This window comes from Streptomyces zhihengii, assembly GCF_016919245.1.
Lineage (GTDB): Bacteria > Actinomycetota > Actinomycetes > Streptomycetales > Streptomycetaceae > Streptomyces > Streptomyces zhihengii.
Genome location: NZ_JAFEJA010000002.1, coordinates 70,663 through 90,779, shown reverse-complemented (window position 1 = coordinate 90,779; position 20,117 = coordinate 70,663). Strand labels below are relative to the sequence as shown.

Sequence of the window (20,117 nt, the reverse complement as noted above, 5' to 3'; positions counted from 1 at the left end):
AATGGCCGACATTGCACGCGTCGGAGTGGTGGGCTGCGGCCAGATGGGCGCCGGCATCGCCGAGGTGTGCGCCCGCAGCGGCCTCGAGGTCATGGTGGCCGAGACCACGGGCGAGGCCCTGGAGATCGGCCGCACCCGGCTGCACAACTCGCTGACCAAGGCGGCCGAGCGCGGCAAGATCACCGAGGAGGAGCGGGACGCCACCCTGGCCCGGCTCTCCTTCACCACCGACCTCGGGGAGTTCGCCGACCGCGACCTCGTCATCGAGGCCGTCGTCGAGAACGAGCAGGTCAAGACCGAGATCTTCCAGGTGCTCGACCAGGTGGTGACCCGGCCGGACGCCATCCTCGCCTCCAACACCTCCTCCATCCCGCTGGTGAAGCTGGCCGTCGCGACCTCCCGCCCGGACCAGGTCATCGGCATCCACTTCTTCAACCCGGCGCCCGTGCAGAAGCTCGTGGAACTCATCCCCGCGCTGACCACGTCGGAGGAGACGATCAAGCGCGCCGAGGCGGTGGTGCTCCAGGTGCTGGACAAGCACCCCATCCGCGCCCAGGACCGCTCCGGCTTCGTGGTGAACGCCCTGCTCATCCCGTATCTGCTCTCGGCGATCCGGATGTTCGAGTCGGGGATCGCCAGCCGTGAGGACATCGACAACGGCATGGAGATGGGCTGCGCCCACCCGATGGGTCCGCTGAAGCTGTCCGACCTGATCGGACTGGACACCGTGGCCTCGGTGGCGGACTCGATGTACGCGGAGTTCAAGGAGCCGCTGTACGCCGCTCCCCCGCTGCTCCAGCGGATGGTGGACGCGGGCCGGCTCGGCCGCAAGACGGGCTCCGGCTTCTACGTCTACTCCTGACGGGCTCCCGCCCGTCCCTGGCCCCCGTCGGGCCCCGGCCGCGGCGCGCCTGCCCGGCCGGCCGCCGGGCAGGCGCCCGGTGCGTCAGCCCAGGCGCATGTGGTGCAGCATCAGCAGCCCGGCCGCCATGTTGGCGGCCGGGACCTCGCCGCGGGCGATCATGTCGGGCACCAGCTTGAGGGGCACCCACTCGCGGCGCGAGGACTCGAAGTCGTCCTGCGGGTGACCGACGCGGGTCGCCTCGTCGGTCCAGTAGAGGTGGTGCCGGGCGTCGCTGAGGCCGTTGGACGGTTCGACGGTGAGCAGGTGCCGCAGGGGGCCGGGACGCCAGCCGGTCTCCTCCTCCATCTCCCGCGCCGCCGCGGCGGCGATCTCCTCGCCGTCCTCGACCACGCCGGCCGCGAGTTCCCACCCCCAGCTGTCGGTGATGAACCGGTGCCGCCAGAGCATCAGGACCTCATTGGCCTCGTTGACGGCGGTCGCGACGGCCACGGGACGCAGCCGGATGAGGAAGTGGTCCAGGTGCCGGCCGTCCGGGAGCGCGACATCCGCGAGGTTGACCCGGAACCACGGATTCTCGTACACGGTTTGTTCGCTTAAGTTCGTCCACTGCACGTTTCTGCCACCTTCCGACAAGTAGGTGACGACATCGCAGCAGGAGCGGGCTCAGAGGGGAACGCGCAGAGCCCCGTCGATCAGGGCGACCGCGCTCCGCGCGTCGGCGCAGCCGCTCGTCGCGAGATGCTCGCGCACCGCCCGCAGCCGGTCCCGCAGCCGGCGCGACTCCATGCCCCGGGCGGTGTCCACCATCTCCGTCGCCGTCCGCGCCGCGCGGTCCGCCTCGCCCTGCCGCAGCTCGATCTGGGTGAGCATGGCGAGCCGGTGCACCCGGCCCCGGTCGTGCGCCGGAGTGCCCACGGCCGCGGTGGCGTGCTGCCGGGCCGCCGGGAGGTCACCGAGGCTCAGCAGCGCCTCCGCCACCTGCACGTCGACCAGCCCCGGCTGCACATAGCCGGTCTCGTCGGGCTCGTGACCCGGCCGGATCCGCCCCGCCTCCGCCTCCGCGCTGCGGATGCACGCCAGGGCGCCCGCCCCGTCGCCGAGGTGCGCGTACGCCTTGGCCTGCATCGCGTACAGATCGGCCGCCAGCGCGGGCGTGATGCGCCGCCCCGCCGACCGCAGCGCGGCCTCCGCGAAGGCCACCGCCTGCCGGTGCTCCGACATGAACAGCGACTGGTTGACCAGCAGCGCGACCACGTAGGCGCCGAGACCCCGGTCGCCGCTGGCCTTCGCCAGGCGCAGCGCCTGGTGGAAGTAGCGCTGGGCCAGTCCCTGCGCGTCGGAGTCGTACGCGCAGATCCCCGCGACCGCGACCAGCGCGCCGGTGGCGCGGTGGAGCTGGCGCCCGAGGGCGTCGCCGTAGGAACCGCGCAGCAGCGGGGCGGCCTCGGCGTTCAGGAAGCCGACCACCCGGGCGCGCGTGGCGATGCCGCCCGTCCTGCGGTACATCAGCTCGTAGTGCGCGCGGGCGGCGCGGAGCATCTCGATGTCGGCCATGCGGACCCGGGCGGCACCGTCCCGGGACACGTCGGAGTCCTCGGGAGGGTTCTCCCACTCCCAGACGGGCATCACCGCGGGCGTCCCGGTGACGGCGGGCACGCCGGCGACGTGCGGCCGCTGCTGCTCGTCGGACCGCCACAGCGCGCTCGCCCGGTCCACGAAGCCCGACAGCGACGAACTGGGCGCCGCGCCCGGACCCCCGGCGCCGAGCCCGACGTCCCCCAGCGTCACGGGCCGCCGCAGCCGGTCCGCGAAGACCTCGCAGATCAGGTCGGGCACCTGGCCGCGCGGGCGCTGCCCCTTCAACCAGCGGGCCACGGCGGTGTGTTCGTACCGCAGGGACAGTCCGCGCGCCCGGCCCGCCCGGTTGACCCGGGCCGCGAGGCCGGCGTGGGAGATGCCCGCTTCGTCGAGCAGCGCGTCGAGCAGGGTGTTGGGCTCCATGGGCCCCCTCCGGGGTGCTTCGGTCGCCTCAGCGTAGTAGAGGACGATTCGCACGGGGTGTGAAACAAGTGCGCTTTTCCCCTGCTTGCGCACGCTCCCGGTGGACGGCCGGCGCCGCTTGACTGAACTGCCTCCTTCTCGAGGCGTCCGGGCCGCCGGCTCCCCCTCGTACAGTACGGCGGCCCCTCCCCGCGCCGCCCGCCCTGCCGGATCTGCCCGACACTCCGCGGCAGGACGGGCGGCGCCCCGGCCGGCCGCCGCAGGGCCGCGGCCACCGGCCCGCCCCGGTGACGGGCACTCCTCGGGGGGTGCCGGTCACCGGGGCGCTTCCCCGCGCTGCCGGCGAATCCCAGCCCCGGCGTGCGATGAAGGCGCGGGGCACGCGCGCCCCGGCGGAACCCAGCCCCGCCGGCGATCGAGGCGCGGGGGCCCGCGCACCCCGGCGGCGGTGTCCACACCCGCCGGACAGACGGCGAATCCCAGCCCCGCCGGCGATTGAGGCGCGGGGGCTCGGGGGCAGCGCCCCCGCGAAGGCGCCGCGCACACGGGCAGCGCACCGCACGGGAAGCCGAGCCCCGCACGAGCGACGCACACCGCGCGGACCGGTACCGCGCTCCGCGCGGCGTCCTCAAACGCCGGACGGGCTGAAAGGAACAACCCCACCGCACAGGAGCCGAGCCCCCGCACAAGCAACGCACACCACGCGGACCGGAACCGCGCTCCGCGCGGCGTCCTCAAACGCCGGACGGGCTGAAAGGAACAACCCCACCGCACAGGAAGCCGAGCCCCCGCACAAGCAACGCACACCACCCGCACCGCACAGAACACCACCCGCACCCGTACCGCTCCGCGCGGCACCCCCACACGCCGCCGGACGGGCCGGCAGGCCCCGCAGACGCCGAAGGCGCGCCCGGTCGTGAGGACCGGGCGCGCCTTCGGCGGCACAGCGGGCTGGGTTCAGGCGCCGCGGAGGACCGCTCCGGTGCGCTCCGCCGCCAGCGCCACCGCCGCGTCCCGCGCGGCCGACGCCTCGTCGACGGTCAGCGTGCGGTCCGGTGCGCGGAAGCGCAGGGCGTAGGCGAGGGACTTGCGGCCCTCACCGATCTGCTCACCGGTGAAGACGTCGAACAGCCGCAGGGACTCCAGCAGTTCACCCGCCCCCTCGCGCAGCGCGGTCTCGACCTCGGCGGCCGGGACGTCGTCGGCGACGACCAGCGCGACGTCCTGGGTCGCCACCGGGAAGGTGGAGATCCGCGGCGCCTGCAGGGCGCCGTCCGCCGCCCGCTCCAGGCGGTCGAGCTCCAGCTCCATCGCGCAGGTGCGCTCCGGCAGGTGCAGCGCCTTGACGACGCGCGGGTGCAGTTCGCCCGCGTGGCCGAGGAGGATCTCCTCGCCGTTCGCGCGGGCGTACAGCGCGGCGCAGCGTCCCGGGTGCCAGGGCGCGTGCTGATCGGCCCGCACGTCGAGCTCGACGCCGGCCTCGCGGGCGACGACCCGCGCGGCCTCGACGGCGTCCGCCCAGTCGGCCGGCCGGCCCTTGCCCCACCAGCCGTCGAGCTCGCGGGCGCCGGCCAGGACGACGGCGACGCGGCGCGGCTGCGGCGGCAGCGAGGCGTTCAGTTCGGCGATCTCCGCGTCCGTGGGACGGCGGTCCACGGGCAGGGTGACCGCGGGCCGCTCCTCACCGGTCGGCCGGAAGACCAGACCGGTCTCGAAGAGCGCCAGGTCGTGGCTGCCGCGGCCGTCGTTGCGGCGCAGGGCGCCGAGCAGCCCGGGCAGCAGCGTGGTGCGCAGCGCCGGCTCCTCGTCGGAGATCGGGTTGGCGAGCTTGACCGTCCTGCGGCGCGCGTCGTCCGCGTCGAGGCCGAGCTGGTCGAGCACCTGCTCCCCGATGAAGGGGTAGTTCAGCGCCTCGACGTACCCGGCGCCGGCCAGCGCGCGGCCGACCCGGCGGTGCAGCCGCTGGCGCGCGGTGAGCCCGCGGCCGGACGGCGGGGTGGGCAGCGTGGAGGGCAGGTTCTCGTAGCCCTCCAGCCGGATGACCTCTTCGGCGAGGTCGTTCGGCGCCGCGAGGTCGGGCCGCCACGACGGGACGGTGACGACGAGGTCGTCCTGGCCCTGGACGTCGCAGCCGACCTCCTGGAGGCGGCGGACGACGATCTCGCGGCCGTAGGCCACGCCCGCCACCCGGTCCGGGTGGTCCGCGGGCATCGCGACGGTGCGCGGCGCGCGCGGGGCGGTGATCTGGGTGACGCCCGCCTCGGCGGTGCCGCCGGCGAGCAGCACCAGCAGGTCGACGGTGCGCTGCGCCGCGGCGGCCGCGGCCTGCGGGTCGACACCCCGCTCGAAGCGCTTGGACGCCTCGGAGGAGAGCCGGTGCCGGCGCGCGGTGCGGGCGATGGCGACGGGGTCGAAGTGCGCGGCCTCGATGACGACCTCGGTGGTGGCACCGGCGGTGTCGTCGTGGTCGGCGATCTCGGTGTCGGCTCCGCCCATGACGCCCGCGAGGCCGATGGGGCCGCGGTCGTCGGTGATGACGAGGTCCTCGGCGTCGAGGACCCGCTTGGCGCCGTCGAGGGTGGTGAGCTTCTCGCCCTGCTCGGCGCGGCGGACGCCGATCGGCCCGTCGAGACGGCCGCGGTCGTAGGCGTGCAGCGGCTGGCCGAGTTCGAGCATCACGTAGTTGGTGATGTCCACGGCGAGCGAGATCGGCCGCATGCCGGCCTTCTGCAGCCTGCGCCGCAGCCAGATCGGCGAGCGCGCCTCGGGCTCCAGGCCGACGACGGTGCGCGCGGTGAAGCTGTCGCAGCCGACGGGGTCGGTGACCTTGACGGCGTAGCCGTGCGCGTTGGGCGCGGGGACGTCGAGCAGCGCCGGGTCGCGCAGCGGCAGCCCGTAGGCGGTGGCCGCCTCGCGGGCGACGCCGCGCATCGACAGCGCGTAGCCGCGGTCGGGCGTGACGGCGATGTCGAGGACCTCGTCGACGAGTTCCAGCAGCTCGATCGCGTCGGTGCCGGCCTCGTGCTCCGGCGGGAGCACGATGATGCCGCCGCTGCCGTCGTCGCCCATGCCCAGCTCGTCGCCCGAGCAGATCATGCCGTGGGAGGTCTTGCCGTACGTCTTGCGCGCGGCGATCGCGAAGTCGCCGGGGAGCACGGCGCCGGGCAGCACCACGACGACCTTGTCGCCGACGGCGAAGTTGCGGGCGCCGCAGACGATCTCCTGCGGCTCGCCGGTGCCGTTGGCCGCGCCGACGTCGACGGTGCAGAAGCGGATGGGCTTCTTGAAGCCCTCCAGCTCCTCGATGGTCAGCACCTGGCCGACGACGAGGGGGCCCTTGAGGCCGGCGCCGAGCTGCTCGACGGTCTCGACCTCGAGCCCGGCGGCGATGAGCCTGGCCTGGACGTCGCGGCCGGTCTCCGTCGCCGGCAGGTCGACGTACTCCCGCAGCCAGGAAAGCGGGACGCGCATCAGATCTCCATCCCGAACGGCCGGGTGAACCGGATGTCACCCTCGACCATGTCTCGCATGTCGTCGACGTTGTGGCGGAACATCAGCATCCGCTCGATGCCGAACCCGAAGGCGAATCCGCTGTACTTCTGGGGGTCCACACCACAGGCGACCAGCACCTTGGGGTTGACCATGCCGCAGCCGCCGAGCTCGATCCAGCCCTCGCTGGAGCAGGTGCGGCAGGGCCGGTCCGGGTTGCCGACGGACTCGCCGCGGCAGACGTAGCAGACCATGTCCATCTCGGCGGACGGCTCGGTGAACGGGAAGAAGTTCGGCCGCAGCCGGGTCTTCATGCCCTCGCCGAACAGCGCCTGGACCATGTGGTCGAGGGTGCCCTTGAGGTCGGCCATGGTCAGGCCCTCGTCGACGGCGAGGAGCTCGACCTGGTGGAAGACGGGGGTGTGGGTGGCGTCCAGCTCGTCGGTGCGGTAGACGCGGCCGGGGCAGATCACGTAGACCGGCGGCTCGCGGTCGATCAGCGAGCGGATCTGCACGGGCGAGGTGTGGGTGCGCAGCACGACGCCGGAGTCGGCACCGCCCTGGGCGTCCTGCACGAAGAAGGTGTCGTGCTCGCCGCGGGCCGGGTGGTCCGGTCCGATGTTGAGCGCGTCGAAGTTGAACCACTCGGCCTCGACCTGCGGGCCTTCGGCGACCTCGTAGCCCATGGCCACGAAGACGTCCTCGATGCGCTCGGAGAGGGTGGTCAGCGGGTGGCGGGCACCGGCCGGGACGCGGTCGTGGGAGAGCGTGACGTCCACGGCCTCCTCGACGAGCACACGGGCGTCGCGCTCGGCCTCCAGCTCGGCCTGGCGGGCGGCGAGGGCCTTGTTGACGGCGCCGCGGGCCTGGCCCACGCGCTTGCCGGCCTCGGCCTTGGCCTGCGGCGGCAGGGCGCCGATCTCGCGGTTGGCGAGGGAGAGCGGCGAGGTGCCACCGGTGTGCGCGGTCTTCGCGTGGGCGAGCGCGTCGAGGGAGCCGGCGGCGGCGAAGGCGGCGAGCGCCTCGTCCCGCATGCGCTCGATCTCTTCCGGTTTCAGTGCCTCGACCTCAACGGGGTCGTACGACTTATTGGGTGCGGACATCTCTTCCCGTACTTCCGAATGGGCTGGCTGGGGACCCCGCACGTCGACCGGGGACGACCGAGGACGCAAAGGTGCCAAAGGCCGAGTCTAACGGGGTGGGGAGTGTCGAATGAGCCCGTGGGCCGCCCGGCCCTCGCTAGAGGAGGTGGGCCGGAGTGCCGACGGGCAGGATAAATCGGAACTCGGCACCGCCGCCGGGTCCCCGGCCGACGGTGATCGTCCCGCCGTGCGCCTCGACGATGCCCTTGACGATGTACAGGCCCAGGCCGGTGCCGCCGCGCTTGCTCCCCCGCCAGAAACGGGTGAAGACACGGGCCATCGACTCCTCGGGGATGCCGGGACCCTGGTCGCTCACGGTGACCGCCGTGCCCTTCTCGTCGTCGTCCGCCGATGCCGGCGCCACCTCGATGGTGACGGTTCCCTCGCCGTGGCGCACCGCATTTTCGAGGAGGTTGCCGAGCACCTGGTCGACCTTGTCGGGGTCGGCCCACAGCTCGGGCAGTGCGGTCCGGATGCGGACGGCGAAGCGGTCGGGCGCCTTGCCGCCGGCGATGTGGGCCTGGACGTGGCGTGCCACGGCCGCGGGCATGTCCACGGGCTGGCGGCGCACCTCCAGCCGGCCGGAGTCGATGCGGGAGATGTCGAGGAGCTCGGCGATGAGCCGGGAGATCCGGCCGGCGTCCGCGTCGACGGTCTCCAGCATGAGCCGCTTCTGGTCGTCGGTGAACCGCTCCCACTTGGCGAGCAGGGTCGCCGTGAAGCCCTTCACCGAGGTGAGCGGGGAGCGCAGCTCGTGGGCGACGGTGGCGATCAGTTCCGCGTGGCTGCGCTCGGTGCGGCGGCGCGCCTCGGTGCCGCGCAGGCTGACCACGAGCCGGCGCACGGGGCCGGTGGGCACGTCCCGGACGTAGCGTGCGGAGACGAGGACCTCCCGGCCGCCGGGCAGCAGCAGATTGCGCTCGGGCTGGCCGGTGCGGGTGGCGAGCCCGCCGTAGGGGTCGGTCATGGTCCACCAGCGGCGGCCCTTGAGGTCCTCCAGCGGCAGGGCGTGTTCCAGGGGTGCGCCGATGGCGTCGGCGCGGGCGACGGCGGTGATGCGGGCCGCGGCCTCGTTGAAGCAGACGACCCGGCCGCTCTCGTCGGCGACGACCAGCCCGTCGGGGAGGTCGTCGGGGTCGATCGCGGACGCGCCGGTGGTGCCGGCGCGGCGCGGGCCGGCCTCCGCCGGCCGGCCGGGCGTGCTGGTCCCCACGGTCATGCCCCGTATCCCACCTCTCCGCTGCCGAGTGGGCCCCGAGCCCGTCACACTACTAGCTGAAAGTGACGTGGCGGACCCCCTGAGCGAGTGGTCTCGTTCAGGCCGTCCCGCGCCCGGCGCGCTGTGCCCGCGCCGAGGCGTAGAGACATACGGCGGCGGCGGTCGCCAGGTTCAGGGACTCGGCCTTTCCGTGGATGGGCACCCGCACCACGGCGTCGGCGAGCGCGCGGGTCTCCTCGGGGAGGCCCCACGCCTCGTTGCCGAAGATCCACGCGGTGGGGCCGCCCATGGTGCCGCCGTCGAGTTCGTCGTCGAGGTCGTGGTCGCCCGCCCCGTCGGCGGCCAGCACGCGCACCCCGGCGTCCTTCAGGCCCTGGACGGCCTTCTCGACGGGGACGCCGACGGCGACCGGCAGATGGAAGTGGGAACCGACCGAGGCCCGCACGGACTTGGGGTTGTACAGGTCGACGGAGGCGTCGGTGAGGACGACGGCGTCGGCTCCGGCGGCATCGGCGCAGCGCAGCACGGTGCCGGCGTTCCCGGGGTCGCGGACGTTGGCGAGGACGGCGACGAGCCGGGGGCCCGCGGCGAGGATGTCCTCGAAGGGCGAGTCGAGGAAGCGGCAGACGCCGACCAGGCCCTGCGGGGTGACGGTCTGGGACACCTCGGCGAGGACGGCGTCGGAGGCGTGGTGCACCCGGGCGCCCGCGTCGAGCGCGGCCCGCACGATGCCGTCGTACCGCTCGGCGGCCTCCACGGTGGTGAACAGCTCGACCAGGGTGGGCTCACCGGTGGGACCGCGGTGGGCGACGGCCTCGCGGACGGCCTGGGGCCCCTCGGCGATGAACAGCCGGTCCTTGCCGCGGAAGTTCCGCTTGGCGAGCCGCCGTGCGGCGGTCACTCGGGGGGAGCGCGGGGAGATCAGCTCGGGGGTGGGCATCTGCGCCTTGGGCTCTCTCACTGGTCGGGCTGGTCGGGCACGGGGCTGCTGGGGCCAAACGCGCCGGACCCGCAGGCGGGCGGCCTGCGGGTCCGGTCGGCTCGACGAAGCGTCAGGCAGCCTTGGGGGCGTTGACGTCGCTCGGAAGCGCCTTCTGGGCGACCTCGACGAGAGCCGCGAACGCGTTGGCGTCGTTGACCGCGAGCTCGGCGAGGATCTTGCGGTCCACCTCGACGTTGGCGGCCTTCAGACCCTGGATGAAGCGGTTGTAGGTGATGCCGTTGGCGCGGGCAGCGGCGTTGATGCGCTGGATCCACAGCTGACGGAAGTCGCCCTTGCGCTTCTTGCGGTCGTTGTAGTTGTAGACCAGGGAGTGGGTGACCTGCTCCTTGGCCTTGCGGTACAGGCGCGAACGCTGACCGCGGTAGCCGCTGGCCTGCTCGAGGATCGCCCGGCGCTTCTTGTGGGCGTTGACTGCCCGCTTGACGCGTGCCACTTGTTAACTCCTTGTAGCGGGGCCGTGGTCGGTGATCACACGGCCCGGAAACGAATAGGTCCCGGTCCCGGCGTCCCGTCCCCGTGCGGGGACGGATGACGTCACTTGCCGAGAAGCTTCTTGATCTTCGCGGCGTCGCCCGGGGCCATCTCGGCGTTGCCGGTGAGGCGGCGCGTCAGACGGGACGACTTGTGCTCGAGCAGGTGGCGCTTGCCGGCGCGCTCGCGGAGCACCTTGCCGGAGCCGGTGATCTTGAAGCGCTTCTTGGCACCGCTGTGCGTCTTGTTCTTCGGCATCGCGCCGTTATCTCCTCATCAGTGGCGCTCCCCCGGTGCGGACACCGGACAGCGGGAGCGTCAGATCGTGGTTGGGGTTCCGGGCCCGACCGGGGCCGCCGCCGGGCGGCCCCTCGGGTCACGCCTCGGAGGGTGTGTCGGCCGGGGCGTCGGTCTCGGCCGGGGCGTCGGCCGGGGCCTCGTGGCCCTGGTCCGGCGATCCCTGGCGTTCGGCCTTGCGTGCGGCCTGGGCCTCACGCGCCTCGGCCATGGCCTCGGTCTTCTTCTTGTGGGGGCCAAGAACCATGATCATGTTCCGGCCGTCCTGCTTCGGGTTCGACTCGATGAAGCCGAGGTCCTCGACGTCGGCCGCGAGACGCTGCAGCAGACGGAAGCCGAGTTCGGGGCGGGACTGCTCACGACCACGGAACATGATCGTGATCTTGACCTTGTCGCCCTGCTTGAGGAACCGGACGACATGACCCTTCTTGGTGTCGTAGTCGTGCGGATCGATCTTCGGCCGGAGCTTCATCTCCTTGATGACCGTGTGCGCCTGGTTCTTGCGCGCCTCACGGGCCTTCATGGCCGACTCGTATTTGAACTTCCCGTAGTCCATGAGCTTGCACACGGGCGGGCGGGCGTTCGCCGCGACCTCGACGAGGTCGAGGTCGTACTCCTGCGCAAGCTCCAGGGCCTTGGCAAGCGGAACAATCCCGACCTGCTCGCCGCTGGGACCGACAAGTCGCACCTCGGGAACGCGAATCCGGTCGTTGATGCGGGGCTCGGCGCTGATGGATCCTCCTCGGTAGCACCACACGACTGCCTGGCAGACAGCCGCGTAACGTCTGTTTCGTCAGACCAACCGCACCGGAACACGAAAAATGCCCCGGACGGGACACAGGCGGATGCTCCATCGAACCGGAACACCGCCGCGAGTCGTCGCGGGGCGCACATCGGGCGGCTTCCATCGTCCGTACGGAACGATGGGCGCCGCCTGACCGGTGACCCGCCGCCCGGAAGGGGCGGCCAGGTGGGAGATCGGAGCCTCCACTTGTGGGCCGGACACACAGATGTCCAGCCGGTCGTCACACAAGGTTAGCAGCTCCCGGGGGATGGGGCTAACCGGCGGCCGGGGCGGGCCCGCGGGCGGGCGGCGCATATCGTGTGCGTCATGAGTGACGCGACCTCCCCCAATGAACCCACCGGAACGCCGGAATCTCCCGACTTCGACGCCATGACGCGCGACATCGCCGAGGTCCCGGCCGTCGAGGTGATCGTCACGGTCGCGGTCAACCTGATGAGCGCGGCCGCCGTCAAGCTCGGTCTGACCGAGGACGCCGAGGACCACAAGGACCTCGACGAGGCCCGCAAGCTGGTCCACGCGCTGGCCGGGCTGCTGGACGCCAGCACCACCGAGATCAGCTCGTTCCACGCGGCACCGCTGCGGGACGGCCTGAAGTCCCTGCAGCTCGCGTTCCGCGAGGCGTCGCTCGTCCCGGACGAGCCCGGCCAGGGCCCTGGCGAGAAGTACACCGGACCGGTCTACGGCTGAACCGTCCGGGCCGTCGCGGTCCCGGAGCCGCGGTCCCGGACGGGACCGCGACGGCCCGGGACGGCGTCAGCTCCGCACGTACAAGGGCTCGCCCGGAGCGGCGGCCTCGGCCGGCAGCAGTGCCAGGTCGAGTCCCCGCACCAGGCGGGCCCTCAGTACGTCGTGGGACGCCAGCGCCTCGGCGACCCGGCGGCCCGCCTCCGCGGGGACCGCGTCAGGGGCGAGGACCAGCGCCAGCGTGCCGTCGCTGTCCCGGCCGGGCACGAAGTGCGCCCGCAGCACGTCCGGGTGGGCGGCGAGCGTCTCGCGCACGGCACCGGTGACCGCCGGGTCGGCGAGCGGGTCGGTGCTGGTGCGGCCCTCCGCGAGGGCCAGCAGCGCGGGACCGCGGAGCTGGTACGGGACGGGGCCGGCCAGGTCCAGCAGGAGGGTGTCCGCCTTCTCGTGGGCGGCCGCCTGGAGCGCCTGGTGCAGCGGCACGGCGACGGGGCGGGCCTCGGGGTCCCAGCGGGCGAGCGAGGCGGTCGAGGTGAACGCGGGCAGCGCCCGCCGGCCGCCCGCGGTGAGCGTGGGGACGGCCATGTCGCTGGTCTTCTCGCGGCGCAGCCCGTTCTCGTCGGTCTCGACCTCGCCGAGCACGGCGACGACGGGGACGAGGAGACGCGCGCCCTTCAGCGCGGTGAGGACGGCCTGCTCGGCCGTGCCGTCCGCCGCCCAGGCGGCGAGCGCCGCCTCCAGGGCGGGGTCGGCGGTGCCGTCGTCGTCGGAGAAACCAGGGTCCGGGATGTTCTTGAGCGCCACACGTCGAGCCTAGCCCTCGCCCCGCACCCCTCCGGCCCCGGGCCGGGCGGGGCCGGAGGGGTGCGCGGGCGGAGGGTGGGCGGGGCGGCGGGGCCGGTCAGGCGTGGGCCGGGCGGGGCGCCGGGGCCGTCGGGCACGGCCGGGGGCCACCCGAGGCGGTCAGGCGTAGGTGTTGTGGTCGCTGCGGGGGGGGGGCGCCGGGGCCGGGCAGGCACGGGCCGGGCGGGCCGCCGGGGCCGGGCAGGCACGGGCCGGGGGCCACCCGAGACGGTCAGGCGTAGGTGTTGCGGTCGCTGCGGGGGCGGGGCGCCGGGGCCGATCAGATGTGGGCCGGGCGGGCCGCCGGGGCCGTCGGGCACGGCCGGGGGCCACCGAGACGGTCAGGCGTAGGTGTTGTGGTCGCTGCGGGGGCGGGGGCCGGCGGGACGGGACGGGCCGCGGCCGCCGCGCCACAGGGCGACCGCCGCCACCAGGGTCAGGATGCCGAGTCCGCCGGCGGCCGGGGCGAGCAGGGCCGACGCGTCGCCGTCCCCGCGGTCCGGATCGGGGCCGGTGCCGAAGTAGCGCTCGTCGTAGCCGGCGGCTGCCGCCGCCAGGTCCGCGGGGCGCAGCGAGCGGCCCTCGGCGATCGCCGCCGCCGGGTCCACGAAGCCGTAACCGTAGGTGTCGTCGCGGCCGCCCTCGGGCGCGTCCCGCGCGGTGTCCCGCAGGAGCTTCTTGATCTGGGCGGGCGTCAGGCCGGGGTGTGCCGAGCGGACCAGGGCGACGGCGCCCGACACGAACGCGGCGGCAGCGCTGGTGCCCCAGCCCTGGTAGTACTTCTGGTCCGGGTCGGCGATCACCACATCCACCCCGGGGGCGCTGACCGTGGCGTACCAGCGGCGGGTGGAGAAGGCCGCGTGGGTGCCGAACCGGTCGACCGCGGTCACGGCGATCACCCCCGGGTAGGCGGCCGGGTACGAGACCCGGTCGCCCTTCTCCCCGCCGTTGCCCGCGGAGGCCACGACGACGGAGCCCTTGGCGAGGGCGTACTGCACGGCGGCGTCCTCCCCGGGCTCGGGGTGGGCGGACTCGCTGTCGTCGCCGAGGGAGAGGTTGATGACGTCGGCGCCCTGGTCGGCCGCCCAGCGGATGCCCTGGGCGAGCGCGGTGCCGCGCGACTTGCGGGCCCGGTCACGGGCCTTGTCCTTGCCCTCCAGGATGACCCGCACCGGAAGGATCTTCGCCTCGGGCGCGATGCCCAGCACCCCGGACTCCCGCCCGGGGCCGTGGCCGTGGGCGGCGATGATGCCGGCCATCGCGGTGCCGTGACGGGCCCAGTACGCGTCGCCGCGCCCCGCGCCGAAGCCGATCAGGTCCTTGCCGGGCAGCACCGAGCCGGCGAGGTCCGGGTGCTGGTCGTCGACCCCGGTGTCGAGCACCGCGACGGTGATGCCCTTGCCCTTGGTCGTCTGCCACGCCTGCTCGGTGTGCATGGCCTCCAGGCCCCACTGCTGGGCGCGTATCGCGTCGGCGTGCGCGGGCGTCGCGGCGGGCAGGACCGTGAAGGCGGTGGCGAGGAGCGCGGCGGTGAGGCGGGCGCGGCGGGGCAGCAGGCGTCTCATTCCGACTTCTCCGTGGCCCGGGACGCGGCGGCGCGCAGTCCTTGTTCGATGCGTTCGGCGATGCCGGTGGTGTCGTGGCCGAGCCCGGACTGGGCGGCGGCGGTGGTGGCGCCGTCGGCGGTGGCGTCGCCCGCGGGCTGCGGCTCGCGGATCTCGCGCCCGTCGGCGAAGCCGGAGACGGCGAAGACCACGACGGGGGCCTCGGTCACGACGTCGACGGTCCAGCTCGCGCGCTGACCGTCGCCGAACCCGGCGGCGACGGTCCCCTTGGCGGGGAGGGCGCGGGGCATCAGGTCCCTGCGGTCGCCGAGCCCTTCGGTGGTGAACCGGTTGTGGAGGGCGAGCATGCCGTCCCGCTCGGCCTCGGTGAAGACCATGCCGACGGTGGTCACGCTGCTGGCGGTGGCGTCGGTGTAGGTCGCCCGGACCACCCGGACGCAGCCGACCTGCTCCATGGTCCTGGCGAGCAGCGGGTCGAGGGCGCTCGCGCAGTCGGAGTCGGGGGCGACGCCGACACGGGTCCAGACGCGGTCGGCACCGCCCGGGCCCGCGTCGTCGCCGCGCAGGGTGCGCGGGAAGAGGGTGTCCACCGGGAGGCTGTGCCACAGCGTGCGCACCTCGGCGTCGCGCGCGCGCTCGCTGTCGGCGGCTCCGGCGTCCCCGGTCAGCCAGGTACCGGCGGCGGCTCCGCCGATCAGGCCGACGCCGAGGACGACGCAGGCGATGGCACCGGCGGTACGGGCCGGGTGGCGGGCCTTGACGGGCCGCAGCCGGGTGGTCATCTCGGCCGGGGTCTCCGGCGGCGCCCAGGCGTGGACGGGGGGCCGGGGCGCGTCGGGCCGCGGCGTCATGTCGACGGACCCGACGGGCCTGCGCCGCGGCGGGGGCGGGACGGGCGGCGCCTGCGGAGGCACGCCGGGAGCGGCATCCCGCCGCCCGGGCGGGACGGAGGGCCGGGGGGCCGGGCTCTCGTCGCGGGGCGCCGGCGGGACGGAGGGCCGGGCCGGGGCGGCCGGGCTCTCCGAGGTCGCGCTGCGCGGCGCGGGCGGGGTGGGGCGCAGCCGCGTGGTCGTCTCCGTCTCGGGGACGCTCCGCGCGACGTCGCCCGCGGGCGTGCCCGGGGTGGAGGTGGGGCGCGCGGGGGCGGGGCGCGCGGCGGTGGGGCTCCCGGCGGTGGGGGCGGTGGCGGGGGTGCTGCCCGGGGTGGGCTTCCCAGACGGGAGCGGCGCGGCGGGTGCGGGCGCTGCCGGGGCGGGTGCGGGCTGCGCGGGGCGCGCCGGGGTGGTCGCGGCAGGCTGCGTGGGGTGGCCGGTCGCGCGGGGCGCGTGGGCGCCGCCGGGGCGGTCGACGCGGGCGCAGGGCGGGGCGGCTGCGTGGGTGCCGGAGCCGGGGCGGTCGCGGACGGGCGCGGGGCGGGCTCGGGATCCGGGGCGGACGCGGGCGCGGTGGCGGGTGCGGACGGTGCGGCGGGCCGCGGGGCGGACGCGGGGGCGGTGGATGCCGACGGCCGGGGGTCAGGGGACGTGGGCGGCGCGGCGGCGGGCTCCGGCGGCGCGGCGGGCTTCCGGGAGGTCGCCGCGCGGGCCGCGGAGGCGGGCTGGGCCGGTACGCGTGCCGCGGGCGCGGGCGTGGACTCCGGGGGCGCGGAAGCGGGCGGCCGGGGCGCTTCGGGCTGCTCGGACGCGGGCGGGGCGGGCGGCTCGACGGGGAGGAGCATGTCCGAGATCCGGGAGCGGGGCGGGGGCTGCTCGCCCGAAGGGCGCTGCGCCTCCGTGCTCATCCTGCCCCCCGTTACCGTGTCCGCTCACCGCGCACCGCCCGCCGCCGCACGGATCACCGTGCGCGGCAGGTGCGTTCGCCGGCTCGTGCGGGTCACTCTAACGGGCTGCGCCGGGCCGGTCCGTCACACGGCGGACGGTCCGTGGGGATCTGCCCAGAACATCCACTACCCCGGGGTAATCAGGTCTGGCAAGCTCGGGCCATGACTCCCCGTGCCGCGGACCGGGCCCGCTACGACAAGGCCACCGCACATCTGGACGCTCCCCTGGCCGTCGTCGATCTCGACGCCTTCGACGCCAACGCCGACGATCTCGTGCGCCGTGCCGGCGGCAAGCCGATCCGGGTGGCGAGCAAGTCCGTGCGCTGCCGGGCGCTGTTGGAACGGGTGCTCGCCAGGGACGGCTTCGCCGGGATCATGTCGTTCACCCTCGACGAGTCGGTGTGGCTGGCCCGGGCCGGCTTCGACGACGTGCTGCTCGCCTATCCCTCCGCCGACCGCGCGGGCTTCGCCGAGCTCGCCGGGGACCCCAAGCTGGCCGGCGCGGTGACGGTGATGGTCGACGACGTCGCGCAGCTCGACCTGATCGACCGCTCGCGGGCGGGCGGCAAGGAGGAGATCCGGGTCTGCCTGGAGATGGACACCGCGCTGCACCTGCTGGGCGGCCGGGTGCGGATCGGCGCCCGCAGGTCCCCGCTGCGCGGGCCCGCCCAACTGGCCGACGTAGCCCGCTCGATCGCCCGGCGGCCGGGCTTCCGGCTGGTGGGCGTCATGGCCTACGAGGGGCACATCGCCGGGGTCGGCGACTCGGTGGCCGGGTCGCCGCTGCGGTCCCGGGCGGTGCGGCTGATGCAGCGCGCGGCGCGGGCGGAGCTCGCCACCCGGCGGACGGAGGTCGTGCGCGCCGTGCGCGCGGTCGAGCCGGATCTGGAGTTCGTCAACGGCGGAGGCACCGGCAGTGTGCAGCACACGGCCGCCGAGGACTGCGTCACGGAGATCGCGGCCGGGTCCGGGCTGTACGTGCCGCGTCTCTTCGACAACTACACCTCCTTCAGCGGCCGTCCGGCCGCTCTGTTCGCCCAGCCCGTGGTGCGGCGCCCGGGCGTGGGCACGGTGACCGTGCTCGGCGGCGGATATCCCGCCTCGGGCGCGGCCGGCAAGGACCGGCTGCCCGTCCCCTACCTTCCGGAGGGGCTCGCCTACGACCCCCAGGAGGGCGCGGGCGAGGTGCAGACCCCGCTGATCGGGCCGCCCGCCGATGATCTGCTCATCGGGGACAAGGTCTGGTTCCGCCACGCCAAGGCCGGGGAGCTGTGCGAGCGCTTCGCCGCACTCCATCTGATCGAGGGCGACCGGGTGACCGGCACCGTGCCCACGTACCGGGGCGAGGGCCGCACCTACCTGTGAGCGCCCTGCCGCCGGCCCGCGGACGCCCCGGAAGCCGGTCTCAGTAGGCGACCGTGAAGCGGGCACGGCGGTGGCGGGGGCGTTCGGCCTCGTCGAGAAGGGCCACGGCGAAGTCCTCCATGGAGATGACCGATCGGCCCTCCGGGTCGGTGAGCAGGGTGTCGGAGCCGCTGCGGTAGAGGCCGGTGCGCTTGCCCGGCTCCAGCAGGGCGGGCGGGCTGAGGTAAGTCCAGTCCGCGGCGGGCGGTGCCGCACGGCAGACGCCGAGCTGGGCGGCGCACGCGGCCGCTATGGCCCTCCAGTCGTCGGGGAAGTCCGGGGCGTCGGCGACGGTGCCCCCGGTTCCGGGCACGGTGAGGGTGGACGCGCCGCCGACGAGCAGGAGGCGGGCACCGCCGCGCGCCGTGCCGTCGAGGAGCGCCTCCGCCGTGGCGACCAGTTCCTGTTCACGCCCGGCTCCCGGGCGGGTCGCGCTGATGACCACGTCCTGGCCCCGGGAGAGCCGGGCGACGGCCGCCGGGTCCGAGGCGTCGCCCGAGCGGCGGCGGGCGCCCGGTGGGAGCGCGGAGGCGTAGCGGGCCGGGTCACGGACGACCGCCGTGACCTCATGTCCGCGGGACAGCGCCTCGCTCACGGTCCTGCGTCCCACCTGGCCGGCTGCTCCGAAGACGGTCATGCGCATGGTCGGGCTCTCTGTTCTGTGCGGTGTCGGGTGGTGGGCCGGCGGCGCTGTCGTGCGCCGTGCCGGGTATCGGGCCGGCGGTGGGGCGGGGCCCCGGGCGCCGGCGCTGCGCCGCCACGAGGGCGGCGAGGACGACGGCTCCGCCGGTGAGCTGGAGGGCGTTGAGCCGCTCCCCCGCGACGATCACGCCGAGGAGGGTGGCGACGACGGGGCTCAGCAGCCCGAGGAAGGAGACCGCCGTCGGCGGCAGTTCCCGTATGCCGCGGAACCAGAGGGCGTAGGCCACGGCGGCGCCGATCAGCGAGAGGTAGGCGTAGCCGCCGAGGTTCACCGCCGTCAGACCGGCCGGCGGCGGGCCCTCGACCAGCAGCGCGACGGGGAGCAGCAGCAGGCCGCCGGCGACGAGCTGCCAGCCGGTGGTGGCCAGCAGCGGCGCGGGCGACGCCCAGCGCTTGGCGAGCACCACGCCGGTGGCCATCACCAGGGCGCCGCCGAGGGCGGCGGCCACGCCGACCGCGTCGAGCCGCGCCTCGGAGCGCAGGACGAGCAGACTGACCCCGGCCACCCCCGCCGTGCCCGCGACCACCGTGCGAGCGGAGAGCCGGTCGCCGAGGAGCGCGGCGGAGAGCCCGGCGGCGAGCAGCGGCTGCACCGCCCCCACCGTGGCGGCGACCCCGCCCGGCAGCCGGTAGGCGGCGACGAAGAGCAGCGCGAAGAACACGCCTATGTTCAGCGCGCCGAGCAGCAGGGCGCGCCACCACCAGATCCCCCGCGGCAGGCGCCGGGTGACCGCGACGAGCAGCAGCCCTGCGGGCAGCGCGCGGAGCACGGCGGCCAGCAGCGGGCGGTCGGGCGGCAGCAGCTCCGTCGTGACGAGATAGGTGCTGCCCCAGATGGCGGGCGCCAGCGCGGTGAGCACGACGATGCCCAGCCGGTGATCTCGGATGCTTCTCAGCAGGTTGCTTAGCACTAAGCCAAAGTACCTCAACACTAAGAGATTGGCTAGGCTGCCCCCATGGCAGACCACGTGGATCTCGTACTGGGGCAGTGGGGCGCGCAGCGTCCCGATCTGGACGTGACGCCGATGGCGGTGATCGGCCGGCTGTCGCGGGTGTCGCGCCTGGTCGGCAACGAGCTGGGGAAGACGTTCGCCGCGCACGGACTGGACTCCGCGTCGTTCGACGTGCTGGCCACGCTGCGGCGCAGCGGCCCGGAGCACCGCCTCACCCCGGCGGAGCTGATGCGGGCGGCGATGGTCACTTCCGGGGCCATCACCCAGCGCCTGGACCGGCTCCAGGCGCGCGGTCTGGTGACCCGCACCCCGAGCGAGTCGGACGGCCGGGTCGTCCACGTCTCGCTGACCGAGGAGGGGCTCGCCCTCGTCGACCGCACCCTGCCGGACCACCTCGCCACCGAGAACCGGGTGCTGGCAGGGCTCTCCGGGGCCGATCTCGGGGCGCTCGCCGGGCTGCTGCGCGATCTGCTGGAGTCCCTCGGCGACACCGTCCCCGAAGAACTCGTCCCCGGCCGCGGCGAGCCGGCCGGCCGGGGGTTCCCGGGCGGCGGGGCGGGGATCCCGGACGGCACCCCCGCCGAGGGTTCTGAGAATGAGTTCTGCGAAAGTCCGGCGGAGGACTACCGCGCGCCGTCGGTGGGCGCGGAGTACGCCGGGCACGGCCGCGCCGGGGGCCCGGCCGGCGGGCGGCCGAAGGTCGTCGACGAGGAGATGCTCGCCCGCGCCCGGGAGCTGCGCGCCCAGGGCGTGCCGGTCGCCGAGATCGCCACCCGGCTGACCATCCGCACCGGGAAGAACGCGGGCAGGCCGCCGTCGGTCGCCTCGCTCTACCGGGCGCTCGCAGAGTGACGG

At 74.7% G+C, this 20,117-nt stretch carries 18 protein-coding genes; 4 read left to right on the top strand and 14 right to left on the bottom strand.

Features of this window, described 5'->3' with window-relative positions:
* The first annotated feature begins 1 nt into the window (after position 1).
* The gene (locus JE024_RS28555; RefSeq protein WP_205376855.1) at positions 2-862 is read left to right on the top strand and encodes a 3-hydroxybutyryl-CoA dehydrogenase; all 861 of its coding nucleotides are present in this window, start codon (positions 2-4) and stop codon (positions 860-862) included.
* Positions 863-946: 84 nt separating this feature from the next.
* Here JE024_RS28555 and JE024_RS28550 read toward each other — a convergent pair whose 3' ends face one another.
* The 9 genes from JE024_RS28550 to infC all read right to left on the bottom strand — a co-directional run bounded on the left by JE024_RS28550 (position 947) and on the right by infC (position 11,244).
* Positions 947-1,477, bottom strand: a complete 531-nt coding sequence (locus tag JE024_RS28550) for an NUDIX domain-containing protein (protein ID WP_205376854.1) — start codon at positions 1,475-1,477, stop codon at positions 947-949.
* A gap of 51 nt (positions 1,478-1,528) precedes the next feature.
* Entirely contained in the window at positions 1,529-2,866 is a 1,338-nt protein-coding gene (locus JE024_RS28545) for an NsdA family TPR-like regulatory protein (protein ID WP_205376853.1), read from the bottom strand.
* A gap of 957 nt (positions 2,867-3,823) precedes the next feature.
* Positions 3,824-6,337, bottom strand: coding sequence for a phenylalanine--tRNA ligase subunit beta (pheT, locus tag JE024_RS28540; RefSeq protein WP_205376852.1), 2,514 nt, complete (start codon positions 6,335-6,337; stop codon positions 3,824-3,826).
* A complete protein-coding gene (gene pheS / locus JE024_RS28535) occupies positions 6,337-7,458 on the bottom strand; it encodes a phenylalanine--tRNA ligase subunit alpha (protein ID WP_205376851.1) in 1,122 nt (373 codons plus the stop codon). The genes pheT and pheS overlap by 1 nt, the downstream gene beginning before the upstream one ends.
* A 136-nt stretch (positions 7,459-7,594) precedes the next feature.
* Entirely contained in the window at positions 7,595-8,716 is a 1,122-nt protein-coding gene (locus JE024_RS28530; protein ID WP_205376850.1) for a sensor histidine kinase, read from the bottom strand.
* 97 nt (positions 8,717-8,813) lie between these two features.
* Positions 8,814-9,656, bottom strand: a complete 843-nt coding sequence (locus tag JE024_RS28525; RefSeq protein WP_205376849.1) for a TrmH family RNA methyltransferase — start codon at positions 9,654-9,656, stop codon at positions 8,814-8,816.
* A gap of 112 nt (positions 9,657-9,768) precedes the next feature.
* Complete coding sequence (gene rplT, locus JE024_RS28520; RefSeq protein WP_006141703.1) at positions 9,769-10,152, bottom strand: 50S ribosomal protein L20; 384 nt, start codon at positions 10,150-10,152, stop codon at positions 9,769-9,771.
* Positions 10,153-10,253: 101 nt separating this feature from the next.
* Complete coding sequence (gene rpmI / locus JE024_RS28515) at positions 10,254-10,448, bottom strand: 50S ribosomal protein L35 (RefSeq protein ID WP_018848956.1); 195 nt, start codon at positions 10,446-10,448, stop codon at positions 10,254-10,256.
* A gap of 118 nt (positions 10,449-10,566) precedes the next feature.
* Positions 10,567-11,244 (bottom strand): translation initiation factor IF-3, encoded by a 678-nt coding sequence (gene infC, locus JE024_RS28510; protein WP_205376848.1) that lies wholly within the window; start codon positions 11,242-11,244, stop codon positions 10,567-10,569.
* A 354-nt stretch (positions 11,245-11,598) separates the two neighbouring features.
* On the opposite strand from infC, the gene JE024_RS28505 reads away from it, so the two are divergent.
* Positions 11,599-11,979 (top strand): DUF1844 domain-containing protein, encoded by a 381-nt coding sequence (locus JE024_RS28505; protein ID WP_205376847.1) that lies wholly within the window; start codon positions 11,599-11,601, stop codon positions 11,977-11,979.
* A 66-nt stretch (positions 11,980-12,045) separates the two neighbouring features.
* On the opposite strand, the gene JE024_RS28500 is transcribed toward JE024_RS28505, so the two are convergent.
* The 3 genes from JE024_RS28500 to JE024_RS28490 all read right to left on the bottom strand — a co-directional run bounded on the left by JE024_RS28500 (position 12,046) and on the right by JE024_RS28490 (position 15,235).
* Entirely contained in the window at positions 12,046-12,780 is a 735-nt protein-coding gene (locus tag JE024_RS28500; RefSeq protein ID WP_205376846.1) for an SseB family protein, read from the bottom strand.
* Between the two features lie 380 nt (positions 12,781-13,160).
* On the bottom strand, positions 13,161-14,384 hold the full coding sequence (gene mycP / locus JE024_RS28495) for a type VII secretion-associated serine protease mycosin (protein WP_205376845.1): 1,224 nt from the start codon (positions 14,382-14,384) through the stop codon (positions 13,161-13,163).
* A complete protein-coding gene (locus JE024_RS28490; protein ID WP_205376844.1) occupies positions 14,381-15,235 on the bottom strand; it encodes a hypothetical protein in 855 nt (284 codons plus the stop codon). The genes mycP and JE024_RS28490 overlap by 4 nt, the downstream gene beginning before the upstream one ends.
* A gap of 1,130 nt (positions 15,236-16,365) precedes the next feature.
* Here JE024_RS28490 and JE024_RS28485 point away from each other — a divergent pair.
* A complete protein-coding gene (locus JE024_RS28485; RefSeq protein ID WP_205376843.1) occupies positions 16,366-17,568 on the top strand; it encodes an amino acid deaminase/aldolase in 1,203 nt (400 codons plus the stop codon).
* 40 nt (positions 17,569-17,608) lie between these two features.
* Here JE024_RS28485 and JE024_RS28480 read toward each other — a convergent pair whose 3' ends face one another.
* Positions 17,609-18,250, bottom strand: coding sequence for an NAD(P)-dependent oxidoreductase (locus JE024_RS28480; RefSeq protein WP_205376842.1), 642 nt, complete (start codon positions 18,248-18,250; stop codon positions 17,609-17,611).
* A complete protein-coding gene (locus JE024_RS28475) occupies positions 18,174-19,220 on the bottom strand; it encodes an EamA family transporter (RefSeq protein WP_372449879.1) in 1,047 nt (348 codons plus the stop codon). Before JE024_RS28475 ends, JE024_RS28480 begins: the two co-directional genes overlap by 77 nt.
* A gap of 45 nt (positions 19,221-19,265) precedes the next feature.
* Here JE024_RS28475 and JE024_RS42150 point away from each other — a divergent pair, with 45 nt between their 5' ends.
* Positions 19,266-20,114, top strand: a complete 849-nt coding sequence (locus tag JE024_RS42150) for a MarR family transcriptional regulator (protein ID WP_205376841.1) — start codon at positions 19,266-19,268, stop codon at positions 20,112-20,114.
* The last annotated feature ends 3 nt before the right edge of the window (positions 20,115-20,117 follow it).

Coding starts and splice junctions, on each gene's coding strand:
- JE024_RS28480 (WP_205376842.1), bottom strand. CDS start 18,250: ATGCGCATGACCGTCTTCGGAGCAGCCGGCCAGGTGGGACGCAGGACC.
- JE024_RS28525 (WP_205376849.1), bottom strand. CDS start 9,656: ATGCCCACCCCCGAGCTGATCTCCCCGCGCTCCCCCCGAGTGACCGCC.
- JE024_RS28530 (WP_205376850.1), bottom strand. CDS start 8,716: ATGACCGTGGGGACCAGCACGCCCGGCCGGCCGGCGGAGGCCGGCCCG.
- JE024_RS28545 (WP_205376853.1), bottom strand. CDS start 2,866: ATGGAGCCCAACACCCTGCTCGACGCGCTGCTCGACGAAGCGGGCATC.
- JE024_RS28555 (WP_205376855.1), top strand. CDS start 2: ATGGCCGACATTGCACGCGTCGGAGTGGTGGGCTGCGGCCAGATGGGC.
- rpmI (WP_018848956.1), bottom strand. CDS start 10,448: ATGCCGAAGAACAAGACGCACAGCGGTGCCAAGAAGCGCTTCAAGATC.
- pheT (WP_205376852.1), bottom strand. CDS start 6,337: ATGCGCGTCCCGCTTTCCTGGCTGCGGGAGTACGTCGACCTGCCGGCG.
- pheS (WP_205376851.1), bottom strand. CDS start 7,458: ATGTCCGCACCCAATAAGTCGTACGACCCCGTTGAGGTCGAGGCACTG.
- JE024_RS42150 (WP_205376841.1), top strand. CDS start 19,266: ATGGCAGACCACGTGGATCTCGTACTGGGGCAGTGGGGCGCGCAGCGT.
- JE024_RS28485 (WP_205376843.1), top strand. CDS start 16,366: ATGACTCCCCGTGCCGCGGACCGGGCCCGCTACGACAAGGCCACCGCA.
- JE024_RS28505 (WP_205376847.1), top strand. CDS start 11,599: ATGAGTGACGCGACCTCCCCCAATGAACCCACCGGAACGCCGGAATCT.
- mycP (WP_205376845.1), bottom strand. CDS start 14,384: ATGAGACGCCTGCTGCCCCGCCGCGCCCGCCTCACCGCCGCGCTCCTC.
- JE024_RS28490 (WP_205376844.1), bottom strand. CDS start 15,235: ATGACGCCGCGGCCCGACGCGCCCCGGCCCCCCGTCCACGCCTGGGCG.